The following is a 14,123-nucleotide window of genomic DNA, read 5'->3' on the forward strand; positions in this document are numbered from 1 at the left end:
CCTTTTTTCTTTTTCCTTAAACTTGTTTTCCTATGTACTCAATTTCGCAAGAAAATGTGGCTCGTCTAAAGACGTCTTCCTGCGTAATTCTTATTGATTTCTGTGAATATGAATGGTCGGCGTTCCAGTGCTCGTCTGGTGTTTCGTCGTCATTCGTTTTGGTCCAGATGTAACTAAACTCTGTTCCATCTTTATCGATTTCCTTATTTCCACGCCACAAAGTAGCTGTCAGCGTGCTTGCTATGACGCCGTTCTTGAACGTATTTCCGTTTGACGTCATGACTTTCAACTCAATCTGCTCGACAAGGTTTGCCAACGTGATTTCCGTCGTTGCCACTTCCGTATTCCCGACATAGCCAGACACGGTTAAAACAGCTGTGTCGTCTATGTCTTTGGCTTTGACAAGATACTGCATTCCGACTGTGACCACGCCATCAAGCGCCCAACGCCATGAGACGTCAGTAGTAAAAGGCTTACCACCATTATAAAGCCGTGGTTGAACCAAACTTTCGCCTTCGTTATTTTTAAAAGTGACTCCGCCAGTGGTCGTTAGCTCGATCGTGTAAGGTAACCTGTCTTCAACCGCTCTATCAATGCGTGATTGCAAAGCCGATGTCGGTTTATTGTCAATTTTTCGATAGTTCGTAAATACGATTGAGTTGTTATTTGGGTTATCAAAACTGATAATCATTTCCGATACACGAGCTTCAAGCGCCAAACCACCCGCAAAGTTGTTATCAATGATTTTGACTGTATCTCCCAAAGCCAAATCGCTATAATTGCCGATAAACTTCGATTGAACACTAGCTGTGTAAGTTATCAACGGATAAGCATATTGTTTCAGCGTACGCAACGCATAGGCCTTCAAGTCATTTATGTTTTCGTACTCAGTGCTAAAATCTTTACGTATCCAGTTGTCTTGTCCTTCCGCTCGCATAGTAGCTCGGTAGCGATTCATAGCGAGCGGAGCATATAAGCAAGGGTTTCCTTTGCGACTGTAAAATTCTTCGATGCCATCTGCGTTTTTTTCGGAAATTTCGACATCATTTAAGCTCAAACCATCTTTACCAGTGAACACACCTGCATTAAACATCTGTGTTTTATCGCTGTTGACTTGCACACCTTTTAGATCGTTGTCGTAATAAAGAATGACGTCGTTTCGAATCTTGCCAATGCCGTGATGCGTTTCATCCGCCTTTTGATAAACATTGATGACGATACGCTTATACGTACCGTCACGATTGAGTTCTGTTTTAAATTCAAATTCAGCGTCAAAATTCGACATCAGCGACTGTAAACGCGCCATTTTGGTTTCTTGCGAATCAAAAGTCAATGTACGCTTGCGGTCCGATATTTCGTTGTAACCAAGCTCAACCGCTGCGAATGATAGCAAATCCATGTGATTTAAATACCATTCAATCGTTTGAGCACCACCAGCGCTAAATGGATTAGCGTATTCAAGTGCATATTCGAGGTTAGTGTTGTTGCACGTAAGCTGAATATTAAAGTCATCTTCTTGCAGCGTGGCGATGTAAAACACTTGATGAGAACCGTTGGCGTAAAACGACACAAAGCATTCGTCATTGATAAGTTTGATGTCCTCATGTAGTTTGCCGTTTGAAAACTTCGGAATCGCAAAATCAAACGTACTTGTGGCTTGTTCAAGATACGGATGCCATGTACTGTTCGTATAGTGGAGCATGTCTGGAATATCATTGTTTAAAGCAATGATTTTGCGCATTTGATTATCGTGAATCCAAATTTGCATCTAAACACTCCTTTCGTACCACGTCACCTCAATATCTGGTTCTTTTTCAATCCAGCTCGAAAAGTAAATATCGATTTCGGTCTCACCTGTTTCAATACCAAACGGCTCAGCCAAATAAGCCAAGCCGTCCATTGTTGGTAGATTGTCAAGATAGGTTTTGCCTTTTGCCATGTCTACCTCTAACACCGAACCCATGCGGTAACGATTTGGAATGTCTTCCCACCCGTCAATGTAATCTTTACGATAAACAATGCTATCTAAATACATATGTGTGACTTGTGGACTTGTGCCCATATCACCAAAAAAGACGTGAATCTTAGCAGATTTACGTCCTTTAATTTCTGGCACTTTTACTCGTGGATAAGACCCCCACCAAAACACTTGGATTTCATCGTCTCTGCGTTGCAAGTCTGACCAGCCTCGCTCTGCATTAAATGGATTTTGACTATCCAAATGCGTCCCTGTGAACGTCCAACGCAACGGCATGCGGTACCCACCTTTGCCATCCGAAACCATAAAATTGTATTCGCAACCGAGACCGCCTGCACGTTTGAATGTTTCGACTCCGTACAAGAATTTACCTTCTGTGTCTGAAACACAAATTTTCATGAAACCGTATTGGTTAGCTGAGCCAAGCCAAAAGATTTGACGCCACCAAAAATACTCGTTTAGCGAGCCTTTCTCACCATTGCTATCTGCTGGAATTTCCCAAGTAATCGAACCGCCTCTGTTGCCTTTGGTTCCAGTTCCTCTATCAGCCAAAGCGATGTGAGGACGTCCCCAAGCGCCGTCAAGAAACAATGTCCCGTTGATATCTTGGCTTGTATCGTTCAAGATAGCCACATTTCTCTGACCGTCTTCAAAACCTTGTGTAATTCGATTGTTTGAAACGTAATCGAACAAGATTTCAGATTTCTTGATATTCTTACCATCTGCTTCTTCTGGATTGCCGATTTCATAGGCTTCCGTAGCACTTTTGATAATACTGACCCAACCGTTTTCCGAATTGTGCTTAATCCTAAATTTTGGATAAGCAGTAGCTGAGCCAAAATTGTTTAATTTAACTTTATAGTGATCATTACTAATTTTTGTAATCGAACCGTAGCGACTATTGTTCGTATTGTCAACTAAGCACTGTGTTTGGCTTTCAGCATACGATTTTGGAATATCAAACGTGATTGATAGTGTAGCCGTCGGTGGTGACGTGCTGTTATCGGTTGTTAATGTCGGTTGACCACTTGGAATAGCTTCCCAGATTTTGTCTGGTTCATCTCCAAAAATCAGACGTTTAGGTTCAAACACATTCAAAAAGCCACCAATTTTATTGGCGACTTCGTTGAAATATGCGTTGCTTCCAGTCAGCTTGAGAGAGATTGAAATCTGCTTGACTGAAAGCGTGTTGTATAAAAATTGTTGACCATAGCGGTGATTGCCTTGGTCGAGATAGGTATTGTTAAAGTTAGCTGCAACATTGCGGTTAACGTCAACCGTAACGGCTTGACCATCTAACTCATTTAAAGCCTCTAGCCAGTCTACGTCGTTATACTTGATAGAAATACCTGTCAAATGATTTCACCTCCTAAAAGCGCTTGTCTGCGCTCGTAATTATTAGTAGCTGTGTGCATATAAGGCGCTAGACCGTTCGAAATACTTTGACCATCAATGATGTTTCGAATTTCAACAGGATTAGCACCGTTCGCCACAAGTTGAGTAAGCAAGCTGATAACTGTATCAAACTTAGCCTCTAGTTTAGCAAGAGATGATTCGCTTGTGCCTGTTTGGCGCTCTGCTGGCGCTTCACCAGCAAATCTAGCCACTGCTTCGCTTAGCAATTGCCAAGCCCTACCACGTTTAGCAATGTCTGTCGGTATGACATACTCAGGCATATTGCCCTCTGCGAGCTCGTATACACCGTTTTGTGACACTAGCCCACCGTTTGCATAGCCATAGCTTGCAACTCGTGTAAAAGCTGCGTCAGACGTTCCGTAGCGATGCTTCATGTAGTTGATTGCAGCAAGCAAATTATCGTATCCGTTATAAATGTCATTGTGACCTGCAAACTTGTACGCGTTAAACGTACTATCAATAGTTTGCGCAAGACCTTTAGACGGATGTCCCGCTCTTGCGTTGCTATCCCACAAATTGATGGCGTGAGGGTCACCGTTTGACTCGCGTTGAATCAAGCGCATCCAGCTATTGACTTGGTGTGCTGTCGCTGGTAAGCCATTAGCTTTCAGTGCTTTTACGACGTATTCACGCCAACGTTCGACTGAACCGCCTTGTGGATTATCCAAACTGCTTTCCATGTTTAATGGCGCTAGCATTTTAGCAATCCAATCAAACATGCCACCAACTTGACTCTTGATAAGTTTTCGAAGTGGCGAATTTTCTTCCTTCGCTTTGTCTGCAACGTGTACACCAAAATCAAGAAAGGTATCAACCATTGAAATCGGACGCCCAGAAAATGGATGATAAGCGTGACTACCTGCGTAGTTGTATTCCTCACCGCTGAACGTATTTCCAGAAACGCCAGAAACAGTTGAGACGTGGTTTTGACCATTCTTCGCATAAACCGCAACCATGCCTGGTCGTGGTGTGCTACTGTGTGGAACAGGCGCATTAAGCCACTGATTACCATTGCCAAGGTGGCTGAATAGACTAGCGTTAACGCCTTGATTGCTCAAACGTGAAGCAACGAATGACACACACTCTTTGAAGAAATAGCCCCAAGGGTCGGCACCACTATCAGCGCCTCTATTCTTAAATTGGTAGTCGTCGCCAATCATTCCCGATTGAATTTCTGGTGAAGCTTTTTCATTTGCCATGCTCCAAAGCTCTTTCCACCAGCTCTTAGCATTCTCGATTGGTTTCTTGTACAGCGCATTACCTAAATTTTTAAACACGCCGTCCAAATTATTTGAATTCGGACTAAACTTCTTAGCGAGTGTTTCGGCTGGGTGAGAAACGGCGTCGGTGATAAAGCTTAGCATTTTAGTAAACTTATCAATGCCATCTTTTAAGCCGTTCCATGCCGAACCTGCCACGCTTGTGGCTGTGTTCCAGATTTTAGACCAGAAACCTGTACCTTTAGCGAACGCTTGGCGGTTATTTAAACCTGCAAGCATAGCCAATTCGCTAGCATTTAGCACCTCTGAACCTGCTGGCAACAACATTTGAGCATTTCTGCCTTGTGGCAAGACTGCCTTACCATTTGGCAAAATAACCATCTCTTGGTTGTTGGTTTCTGGACTATCGTTTCCATCGTTAAGTGTAGCTAATGTTGGTCTTGTGATTGCGTTTCGGTAACCATTGAAGAAACCAGTACCATTGGCAAATTTAACTTTAGGAATTTTCTTAATAGATTCTTTAGGACCACCAAAATCGTGAATCAAGCTATTAATACCGTCAATACCATCATTCGGCAATTTGATAACTGCATTAATACCGTCGCCAGCCAATTGTTTCAAGCCGTCCCACATTTTAGAGAAGCCATCTTTGATACCGTTCCAGATTTCTTGGAATTTGTTTCCAATTTTATCCAGATTATCAAAGAGTAAGCCTTTCAAATCCTTGCCAAATTTCTTTTTGGCATCGGCATTCATGTCATCCCAACGATCAGACAAGAAATCTTTTGATTTTGTCCACGTTTTAGACCATCGATTATGGATTTCATCGTGCTTATCTTTGATTTCTTTGGCTTGTTTAGCCATTTTATCTTCAGTATCTTTGTTGATTTTATTCCAAGTTTTCGAAGCTGAATTTTTGAAGTTCGTCCAATGCTTGTCCCAGCCTTTTTTGATTTCGTCCGTTTTTTTAGCAAGGCCTTTCTTCAAATCGCCGGCGATATTAACAATGCCTTTAACAAATTTGCGAAATTTGGCGCTTTCTTTGTACATTAAGGCAAAGCCAAGGACTACAGGGTTCGTAAAGATTAGGATTTTACCGATAGTGGTAACGACGTTTTTAATGGTTTTACCGACGCTTTTGAAAAAATCGCCAACTTTCTTAGCGCCACTTTTAACACTTGAAACAATCTTGTCTGTTCCGTCTGAAATTGACTTCTTGAAGTTCTTCCAACCTTTAGACATGCTGTCAAACTTATCTTTCACCCATTTAATAGCACTGCCTATACCGTCTTTAACAGATTTAGCGATTCCGTCACAGAAATCACGGAATTTCTTGTTGTGTTTGTACAATTCGACAAAAGCAACTGTTATTCCGACAATGGCAACGGCTAAAGTCGCAAAAGGATTCATCATTGCGACGGTTGCAAGCCCTTTAAGCGTTGTAATGACCATTCTGATATTTTTAACAACTCCTAGAACTCCTTTAGCTGCACGAGTTGAAGCAAAATACCAAAAGAAAATTGTTCCTGCTTTTTCGATAGCTTCTTTGTGATTAGCAATGGTTTCTAAAGAGCTTGACAATGACTTCAACGGGTCTTTTGTTTTTTTAAGATTACCGCTCATGTCGTTAATTCTGTCGGAAATTGCTGTTATTACGCTTTTGGCGGTATCCCAAACAGCCATACCAAAGATTTTTCCGATAGTGATAAGGTTGTCAATAATACTTCCTATATCTTCTTTGTGGTCGGTGATATATTTTAAAAAATCAACTGTTTTATTTGCAAGATTACCAATCTGTTCACCAGCTTTAGTTACCAATCCTTGAATATTGTCACTTTGTAACAATTCGGCTAATTCACTAAGCCCTGTTGATGACACTTGCACTAGCGGTTTCATCAAAGATTTGCGTGTATCATCAAAAATTTGCGTTAAATTCTTCCTAGAACCTTCGGCGGTCTTTTGATAGGCTTGACCGTAAGCTTCAAAGTTATCTGACATATTACCCAAAACCTCGTTGAGCTTGTCAGATGTCACTTTGCCGTCTGCAACAGCTTTATTAAACTGTTCTTGTGTCATTCCCATTGCGTTAGCCAACGCAACAGATACACCAGGCGCCGCCTTTTCCAATTTATTTAACGTTCCAGAAGCGAGTTTCCCAGTAGCTTCAATCTTACTCAAAGTCGCCACAAAGCCGTCTGATTGCTCTGAACTTAACTTCAATTGGTCGGATAAGGCTGCGATACCTTTCGTAAGCCGTTCGGTAGTATCTAATGACCCAGTCATGCCATAGAACTTCTGAATCATTGCTGTAATGCTAGCACCAGCAAGAGAACTATTGTATTTAATTTCTTTCGTCAAGGTGTTAACACGCTGTATGCCTGCGTCATCAAAGCCTAAAGCTTTCCATTTCTCACCAGCTTGTACCGCCGCTTCTGCCGCCGCATAGCCACCCTTTGCCCAATTCCACGCTGAATTGGCTATATTTTGAATACCACTTGCAATCAAATCCCCGGAAATAAAATCCTTCAAACGCGACGTAACTTTGTGTGTCTGGTCTAATTCTTGATTTGTTTTTGAAATTTTTTCCCACAATTTAGACCAAATACTTGGCTTAATCTTATCAGAAGCTGAATTAAACTCTTTTATCTCATTCTTTGATTTTGCAATGCTGATAGCAGTTTCATCCAAACGTTTCTTTTGAAGTTTGTACTCATCACTAGTTTTACCAGATTTTTCAGCAACTTTTTTCAGCATGTTTTCTTGTGCTTCATATTGCTTGTTTAGATTAGCTACTGAACTTTTTAAAAGTTTCAGCTTTTCTTGATTGGCTTCATCTTCTTTTCCCTCTGCTTGTAGGCGCTTGATATGAGTTTCTGACAACTCGTTTTGTTGTCTGTATTCTTTTTGCAAGTCCGCTAAACCAGATTTATGATAATCGAGACTTTGCTTCGCTTTCTGTTGTTGCGCTTCCATAGATGATAACTTGGATGTTGCTTGGTCGATTTGTTGTTGGTATTTAAGATATTGTTCAGCGGTTTCTGATGTATTTCCTTTCAGTTCAGACTGTTCTTTCTTCAACTGTTCAATCTTAGATTTTTGTTGTTGAATAGAATTTCCGAGTCCATCATACTTAGCTTGAGCCGCGCCTAAATAATCGCCGGTTGCGCGTAGCTGGCTTTCTTGGGCTTTCCAAGCACTTGTAGAGCTGTTAACAAGCTGTGTAATTCGTTTGATTGAGTTAGCAGCTTGCAAAGTATCCAAAGCAATTTCCGTTGACATGGTAGCTTGTACTTTTGCCATTCTGTCTTTCCTCCTTTCCGCAAAAATTAAAGAAGAGACAATGGGTCAACAACCCTATCTTCTTTTTCTTTGGCGCTTAAGATTTCCATGAAGTCGTAATAATCAGCGTTGTTATATTCTTCAATGGTCCAGCCAAAGTTAATTAAAGCTTGTTTAGCGATAAGTTTAAAATCTTCAATTCTGTTTTCTAGCTCAAAGATTTGTTCGCCTATGCTTCTTTTGGGTCGCTTGCACCCGCACTTGCTGCTTCTTCTAAATCTTCGTCAGACAAGCCATACATGTAACCGACAAGTTTTTCGGAAATTTTTTGAGTCTCATTATAATCAAGATCCATCAATCTATCATAATTCTCGTCATCAAGGTCGAGAATGGCACGGATGAAACTCAACATCGCGTCTACTGTTTTAATTTGTGCTTCTGCCTGTTCAAGAGCACCTTTTTCTTCGATTGATTCACTAATCTTTAAAACTGACAATTGATATTCCGCAACTCGCTTCATGTTTCGATTGCTTGTAAGCACTTTAAAGGCTTTCTTGCTCAATTCTGGGATAGTGATTGTTTTAATTTCCATTGTCTTCTTTCTCCTTAACTAAAAAACAAAAAGGTCGCATTTTAAATGCAACCTTTAAAAATTATTCACCCGTTTGGGTAGTGGCTTGTACGTATCCACCAAATACTTCTTTAAGCATGTTAGCTTCGTCGAAGCCTTTAGCTCCAGAATAATAAGGTTTATATGGTTCATTACCAAACGCTTTAGTAGCCAGTGCGCTGTAAGTCATATTGTCGCTTTGACGTGTTTCAGCTGTATCTGTATCAGTGCCCACGTTTTGAGATGGTTCTTGCATTACGCCATTACCAAAGCCAAAATACACCGAATTAGCGCGATCAAGTGTTTCAGATTCAATCAAAACTGCAACGTGTGGCTTCTTAGCCATTTTCACAAAACCACCTTTGCCATCTGCTTTAAAACCTAGCATTAATTGTTTTTTTTCAAATGGTAGATTATTAAAATCAAAAGCAACTTGAGGTGAACCCGGTCCAACAGAAACATCTTGAACTGCGTTGTTTCCGGGATATTTAGTAAGTGAACCTTCAATGTTTGTGATGTTTGCTGTTTTAGTACCTAGCATACTTTCATCGACTTCCATAATACCTGTTTCCGAAAGTCCTTCTTCACCTTTGAGTAGTAACTGTGTTGTTGGGTCAACCAATGCTAGTTTAACCATTTTTAAACCGACAATTGCCATATTTTTTGTTTCTCCTTTAATTTAAAATCTTTTTATGAGCAACATAAAAGACCGCCGTCATCTGCAATGTGTCGGGGTCTAGTGTGTGCTCTCTAACAGTTGTAACCGTGTAATGCTTTGAAGCAAGGAACTTCATCAGTTCTGTTTCAAATTCATCTAAATCAAAATCAATGTCTAGCTTATAGAAAATCTGGACTTCGATTTGATTCGTTTTACCGAAAAAGCTACCGTTTCCAAACATTTCAAGAAAAGTGCCAGATTCTCTTAGCAACACTATGGTCTTATCAGTATTTTCTTGAATTTCTTTCGGCAAGTTGTTTACATAAACTTCACTTATTTCACTAAATTCTTTGTCGTCCAGCAATCCTTTTAATTCAAGTGTTGCTAACATTATTTAGCTCCTTTCTTTCTCATGATTTCTTCGTATTTTTCTCTTTCGGCTAGTAGCACTTTTTCTCTTACTTCGCTACTGTTCTGAACGTTCGTCACAAAGTGGTCCGCTTGATACATCTTCGTTCCATCATTTAAACGTCTAGCATTCTGTGCGTGATAACGGTTTTCCCAACCTACAGTTGACTTACCGTTCTTCTTGCCGTCAACGCCAGAGGTTTGAACCGTTAAGCTATCAGCCATGTGTCCGTATGTGGGGTCCTTATGGTCAGAATAGTGTTTAGCTTTCGTTGCTTTTGCCAGCTCGTCCTTGAAAGCTTCTGCCCCTGCCTCTGTTATTTTCGATTGTTCCGCAAGCGTCAACTCTCCTATATTTTGAACTGTTTTAAGCCATGATTCCAAAGCTTCGTCTAATCCCGCCATTATTTACTACCTACCTTTTTAGACTTCTTGAGTGTCAAGAAATCATAATTTGAAAATCCAAAATTATCATCTGGACTTGATTTGATAATGTCGTAAAGCTCCCCATCTAAACGGGCTTGCATGCCTTCTGTGACCTTCGCATTATGTCTTATGATAATTATCCTAGTTTCACTAAAACCAGCTTGTACAGCTAAATATTCTTGGTTTAACGTACGTGTATTTGGCTTGTAGTGTAATTTAAGCTTTTCCACAAATTTAGGAACGCTCACGCCTGTGTAAGGGTTTGGCGTTGATTCATACGTTCCGAATTCAGCTGTACGTCTAAAGTCAGTTGGTGGATATTTCTTAGCCATTTAATGTCTCCTCACAATAGACAGCGTATAAGCCACGTAACTGCCCTATAATGCTGTTCAAAGTTAAATCAATAGGATAAGCCATAGTATCTGCCAAAGCCACACGATACGTGTAATATGCACTTGCTAGCGCTATTACCGCTGTATCGTATAAATCTTTGACGTTTTCTGTTTCAAAAAAGCCGTCAGCGTCACCGACAGCGTTTTTGATATAGATTTCGGCTGTTTTGATATATGCTGGGATAAGGCTGACATCATCAGTCTCATCTAGGTTTAAAGTCAGCATAATTTGTTCTTTAGTGACGCTCATTGCTTACCTCCTTAACCTTCTGTAGTTGCGCTAGCTTGTTTAGCAGTTGGCACTAAGTCAGCGATTTTAGAAAATGAACCAACAGCGATTGCTTCTTCATCCACAACTTGAATATCGAAGCGGTCAATCACACGCAATTTACGTTGATTACGATAGAATGCGTTACCTGCTGAATCAGAATAAGCAAGTTCCATGTGTTCACGGTCAAACAATGTCGCATAGGCTTTGTAATCACCAAAGTAAAGTGGGTGTGTGTCTTTAGCTGTGTCTGGTAACCAGCGGTCAGCTACTTCACGAATTCGTTTACCTTCGATTAGGTAGACGTCTTCTTGTGTAGGGTCGTGTTGAAGTACAGGGTCACCGTCGTTGTTTTTGACTTTGGCAAGTGCTTTGATACCAGCTGTATTAGTTACCCAAATACCGTTTGAACGAAGCGCTGGGTCAATATCATAGTACAAGTCTTTGATGTCGTCCCAAGTTGTAAGAGTGGCTTTTTTAGGGGCTTTACCTAAAATGTCGATTACTGCTGCGTTACGAGTAACGACCACTTTTTTAGCCACGTAATCTTCAAGCCATGCCAAAATGTTTTCAGCACTATCTTTAAGCAAAGAGTTAGTAACTGTGATGACGCCCGCAAATTCGCTAATTGCATATTTGATAAGTTTAGCTTTTGGACTTTCGAAGTCTTGGATGTCTGTATCTTCATCATCCACTTTTTGAAGTGGTGTAATAGTGCTGAACGTTTCAATATTACGCGAACCTTCTGGAACTTCTGTGGCTTCGACTGTTACTAATTCTTGTAAATTATCATATTGACGTGTCAATTGAATAATCGCTGTGCGGACGTCTTTTGGAATAGTCAAACCACCGTTACCTGCTGTATCGTCTTCACGGCTTGACGACATTAGACCAGTTGTTGCTGGTGAAGAAGAGTTGCTGAAATGACCAGTTACCAGCGCTTTAAAGTTTTGGACGAAAGCGTCTTTAACTACTTTTTCTTTTGGTGTCAATTTCACGTCTTTATCATCCATTTTCAAAACGTCTTGAACTCGTGCGTTTGCTCGTGCTTCTTCCAATTGATTTTTCAATTCATCGCGGCGCACTTTAGCTGTGTCACGTTCTTCCTTAAGGTTTTTGAACTCTTCTTCTGAAAAGTTGTTATCCTGCAACGCAACATTCATTTTTTCGTTAAGGTCCTCTACTTGATGACCTGCTTCAATCCAAAGATTGTTAAGTGTGTTAATATCCATTAAATTTTCCTTTCTTATTGACCTAGTAAAATAGCCAGTTTGCGCTCTCGTACAGAGTTAACAGGCTGGCTTGGTTGTTTTTCAGTTTGTTCTTTAAATTGCATGTTAAAGAATTTGTTAAGTGCTTCACGGCTTGGCAACGAATGCAAAGAATTAGTGATAAGTGGTTTGTTTTCATCAACGAACATAATTTCATCAGCAAAACCTTTATCCACTGCTGTTTGAGCGTTCATCCATGTTTCGTTAGACATAAGATGAAGTAAATCAGATTCTTTCATGCCAGTTTTTAAGATGTAAGCATTAATAATCGACGTATCAATGCCATCTAAAATATCGGCGCTCTTACGCATGCTGTCCGCGTTGCCGTGTACTTCGTTTGAGGCTTTGTGAATCATGATTTGAGCTGTCGGACTAATACGAACAGTGTCACCTGCCATCGAGATGATAGACGCTGCGGACGCTGCTAACCCTTGAATGTTAACGACAACACGTTTTCCGCTTGCTTTTAACATCGTGTAAATTTCGCTTGCGGCAAATACATTGCCACCATTCGAAGCCACATTCAAAGTGACCTCTTCGTCAGTATCAGCTTCTAGAGCTTGTTGAATTTTTTTAGGGTAAACACTATCGATTCCCCAAAAATCAAAAAAAGCGCCATATTCGTTATCTACGATGTCGCCTTTGATATCAATTTTTCCCATTCTCCTCACCTCCTTTCAATGCTTCGTCTGCAGTTTTTTGTTGATTCGGTTCTGGTAAGTTTTGTGGTATAACTTCCGCTTGTTGCAACATGTACAAGCCTTGATTTTGTGTAATGGCACCGCTAGCAATAAGCTCTGTTACGCGCTTGATGTAGATTGCCCCCATTGGGTCAACAGCTGGGAAGAAATCAGCGTCAATATCGCTTGAAAGCTTATTTTTAAGTTCGCTTAGGAATGGTCGCATATAGCGAGCTACAGCCTTAGCATAAGCGCTCGATGTCATTTCAAGTGATGATTGTTGGTCACCTTGTCCACCAACATAGTTGTCTGGAATTCCATAAACTTTAGCAAACTGCTTGCTAGTCCAGTCAGTCTGACTGAGCAATTGTGCAATATTCGATTTGATTTCTAATGGCGTAAAATCTTCCAAATCATCTAGCACCAATGGTCCACCTTGCATTTGCTTCACGGCTTGACGTGAACGTGCTTGTTTGGTTTTAAAATCCAGTAAACCACCGTTCTTGATTTTCAAAATACCATTGGCGTTAAGCGCATTGTTCAAAGAGTTAATAGTTAAATTACTACTTGCTCTCTGAATGTTCATTTCACGGGTTAGAGCCATGAGAGGGCTGACGCTCGTCTTACCGCCATCGACGGAAAGTAAACGGAAATGCAAAACATCTTTTTGCGGAACGTACATTTTAGTTCCAATTGTTGGGTCGTCGAATGAAATATTGTAGTAAAGACCGTTTTCATAATCTAAACTACTGAATGTCACTTGCGAAGGTCGAAGATATTCCCACTTCACGTCCTTAGCGTTTGCATTTCGCCAGCGATATGCGAACGCTTCACCGCCTAAAAGCAATTGCGCGAAGATTGATTGATAAAAACCATAACTGTTAGCGCTAGTTGTTGGGTTGTCAATAATACCTTGCATTTGCTTCTTAGCAGCCGTTAACTTAACCGTTGCTAAATCGCTTGATAATTGATTGATGACTGCAAATAAATCTGAATTACGCAAAGCGCTAGTCGCTGACACCCATTCATTACCTGTTAGATTAGCTTTTAGAAAGTCGTAATCTTCCGTGCTAAAAATGCCACCACTTTTAGTGGCTGGTGGACTTTCCGTTGCTTGATTTATGAATTTAAAAATTGGCAAATAGTTTCACCCCCTTTCTAAACGCTGGTTTTAGTCGAAGAATTCTTTAATCAAAGACCATAATTCTGTGATTGCACAATAAACAATACCTAAAATTGGTAGCAATGCCGCACATGCCAAAAGCAAGAATAGCAAGAAAGCAAAAATGCCCATCATTCCCATTGCTGCATTTAAAATTGCTGATACCATCATTTTTCTCCTTTTCCAGAAATTAATTCGCTGATTAAACCAGCTAAAAAGAATGTGATTGTCATACTAATACCAAAAGCGACGTGCTGTTGGTAATAAGTCGTTAAATTAGCTGAAATCGCTGCTAGAACGAACATAATCACGTCAAAAGCAGCCCAAATCGCTTTAAAAAGCTTTAAAATCATTT

14 protein-coding genes are annotated in these 14,123 nt (G+C 40.5%); all 14 read right to left on the bottom strand.

From position 1 onward, the window contains the following. Positions 1 to 16: 16 nt before the first annotated feature. Positions 17 to 1,768, bottom strand: coding sequence for a phage tail protein (locus GPZ88_RS01085; protein WP_166043031.1), 1,752 nt, complete (start codon positions 1,766 to 1,768; stop codon positions 17 to 19). Continuing rightward, positions 1,769 to 3,334 carry a distal tail protein Dit gene (locus GPZ88_RS01090; RefSeq protein ID WP_240915098.1) on the bottom strand — a complete coding sequence of 522 codons (1,566 nt, stop codon included), beginning with the start codon at positions 3,332 to 3,334 and terminating at the stop codon, positions 1,769 to 1,771. It abuts the gene before it with no gap. Further along, on the bottom strand, positions 3,331 to 7,914 hold the full coding sequence (locus tag GPZ88_RS01095) for a tape measure protein (RefSeq protein WP_166043033.1): 4,584 nt from the start codon (positions 7,912 to 7,914) through the stop codon (positions 3,331 to 3,333). Before GPZ88_RS01095 ends, GPZ88_RS01090 begins: the two co-directional genes overlap by 4 nt. 208 nt (positions 7,915 to 8,122) lie before the next feature. Beyond that, positions 8,123 to 8,485, bottom strand: coding sequence for a phage tail tube assembly chaperone (locus GPZ88_RS01100; protein ID WP_166043035.1), 363 nt, complete (start codon positions 8,483 to 8,485; stop codon positions 8,123 to 8,125). A 61-nt stretch (positions 8,486 to 8,546) separates the two neighbouring features. Further along, positions 8,547 to 9,161 carry a phage tail protein gene (locus GPZ88_RS01105; RefSeq protein WP_094141002.1) on the bottom strand — a complete coding sequence of 205 codons (615 nt, stop codon included), beginning with the start codon at positions 9,159 to 9,161 and terminating at the stop codon, positions 8,547 to 8,549. A 16-nt stretch (positions 9,162 to 9,177) separates the two neighbouring features. Further along, the gene (locus tag GPZ88_RS01110) at positions 9,178 to 9,552 is read right to left on the bottom strand and encodes a DUF806 family protein (protein WP_166043037.1); all 375 of its coding nucleotides are present in this window, start codon (positions 9,550 to 9,552) and stop codon (positions 9,178 to 9,180) included. Beyond that, complete coding sequence (locus tag GPZ88_RS01115) at positions 9,552 to 9,974, bottom strand: HK97 gp10 family phage protein (protein WP_094141000.1); 423 nt, start codon at positions 9,972 to 9,974, stop codon at positions 9,552 to 9,554. The genes GPZ88_RS01110 and GPZ88_RS01115 overlap by 1 nt, the downstream gene beginning before the upstream one ends. Then, complete coding sequence (locus GPZ88_RS01120; protein WP_166043039.1) at positions 9,974 to 10,327, bottom strand: phage head closure protein; 354 nt, start codon at positions 10,325 to 10,327, stop codon at positions 9,974 to 9,976. Before GPZ88_RS01120 ends, GPZ88_RS01115 begins: the two co-directional genes overlap by 1 nt. Then, positions 10,320 to 10,637 (bottom strand): head-tail connector protein, encoded by a 318-nt coding sequence (locus tag GPZ88_RS01125; RefSeq protein WP_166043041.1) that lies wholly within the window; start codon positions 10,635 to 10,637, stop codon positions 10,320 to 10,322. The genes GPZ88_RS01120 and GPZ88_RS01125 overlap by 8 nt, the downstream gene beginning before the upstream one ends. A gap of 11 nt (positions 10,638 to 10,648) precedes the next feature. Continuing rightward, positions 10,649 to 11,887, bottom strand: coding sequence for a phage major capsid protein (locus tag GPZ88_RS01130; protein WP_166043043.1), 1,239 nt, complete (start codon positions 11,885 to 11,887; stop codon positions 10,649 to 10,651). A gap of 14 nt (positions 11,888 to 11,901) precedes the next feature. Next, entirely contained in the window at positions 11,902 to 12,588 is a 687-nt protein-coding gene (locus GPZ88_RS01135) for a head maturation protease, ClpP-related (protein WP_094140996.1), read from the bottom strand. Further along, positions 12,575 to 13,747 (bottom strand): phage portal protein, encoded by a 1,173-nt coding sequence (locus GPZ88_RS01140; protein WP_166043045.1) that lies wholly within the window; start codon positions 13,745 to 13,747, stop codon positions 12,575 to 12,577. The genes GPZ88_RS01135 and GPZ88_RS01140 overlap by 14 nt, the downstream gene beginning before the upstream one ends. Before the next feature lie 30 nt (positions 13,748 to 13,777). Beyond that, on the bottom strand, positions 13,778 to 13,936 hold the full coding sequence (locus GPZ88_RS01145; protein ID WP_166043047.1) for a hypothetical protein: 159 nt from the start codon (positions 13,934 to 13,936) through the stop codon (positions 13,778 to 13,780). Beyond that, positions 13,936 to 14,121, bottom strand: coding sequence for a DUF1056 family protein (locus GPZ88_RS01150; RefSeq protein WP_166043048.1), 186 nt, complete (start codon positions 14,119 to 14,121; stop codon positions 13,936 to 13,938). Before GPZ88_RS01150 ends, GPZ88_RS01145 begins: the two co-directional genes overlap by 1 nt. Positions 14,122 to 14,123 lie beyond the last annotated feature (2 nt).

The organism is Streptococcus ruminicola (assembly GCF_011387195.1).
Classification (GTDB): domain Bacteria; phylum Bacillota; class Bacilli; order Lactobacillales; family Streptococcaceae; genus Streptococcus; species Streptococcus ruminicola.

Bases quoted from the DNA above. Each gene is read 5' to 3' on its own strand.
- GPZ88_RS01085 (WP_166043031.1), bottom strand. From the start codon at position 1,768: ATGCAAATTTGGATTCACGATAATCAAATGCGCAAAATCATTGCTTTA.
- GPZ88_RS01095 (WP_166043033.1), bottom strand. From the start codon at position 7,914: ATGGCAAAAGTACAAGCTACCATGTCAACGGAAATTGCTTTGGATACT.
- GPZ88_RS01100 (WP_166043035.1), bottom strand. From the start codon at position 8,485: ATGGAAATTAAAACAATCACTATCCCAGAATTGAGCAAGAAAGCCTTT.
- GPZ88_RS01105 (WP_094141002.1), bottom strand. From the start codon at position 9,161: ATGGCAATTGTCGGTTTAAAAATGGTTAAACTAGCATTGGTTGACCCA.
- GPZ88_RS01110 (WP_166043037.1), bottom strand. From the start codon at position 9,552: ATGTTAGCAACACTTGAATTAAAAGGATTGCTGGACGACAAAGAATTT.
- GPZ88_RS01115 (WP_094141000.1), bottom strand. From the start codon at position 9,974: ATGGCGGGATTAGACGAAGCTTTGGAATCATGGCTTAAAACAGTTCAA.
- GPZ88_RS01120 (WP_166043039.1), bottom strand. From the start codon at position 10,327: ATGGCTAAGAAATATCCACCAACTGACTTTAGACGTACAGCTGAATTC.
- GPZ88_RS01125 (WP_166043041.1), bottom strand. From the start codon at position 10,637: ATGAGCGTCACTAAAGAACAAATTATGCTGACTTTAAACCTAGATGAG.
- GPZ88_RS01130 (WP_166043043.1), bottom strand. From the start codon at position 11,887: ATGGATATTAACACACTTAACAATCTTTGGATTGAAGCAGGTCATCAA.
- GPZ88_RS01135 (WP_094140996.1), bottom strand. From the start codon at position 12,588: ATGGGAAAAATTGATATCAAAGGCGACATCGTAGATAACGAATATGGC.
- GPZ88_RS01145 (WP_166043047.1), bottom strand. From the start codon at position 13,936: ATGGTATCAGCAATTTTAAATGCAGCAATGGGAATGATGGGCATTTTT.
- GPZ88_RS01150 (WP_166043048.1), bottom strand. From the start codon at position 14,121: ATGATTTTAAAGCTTTTTAAAGCGATTTGGGCTGCTTTTGACGTGATT.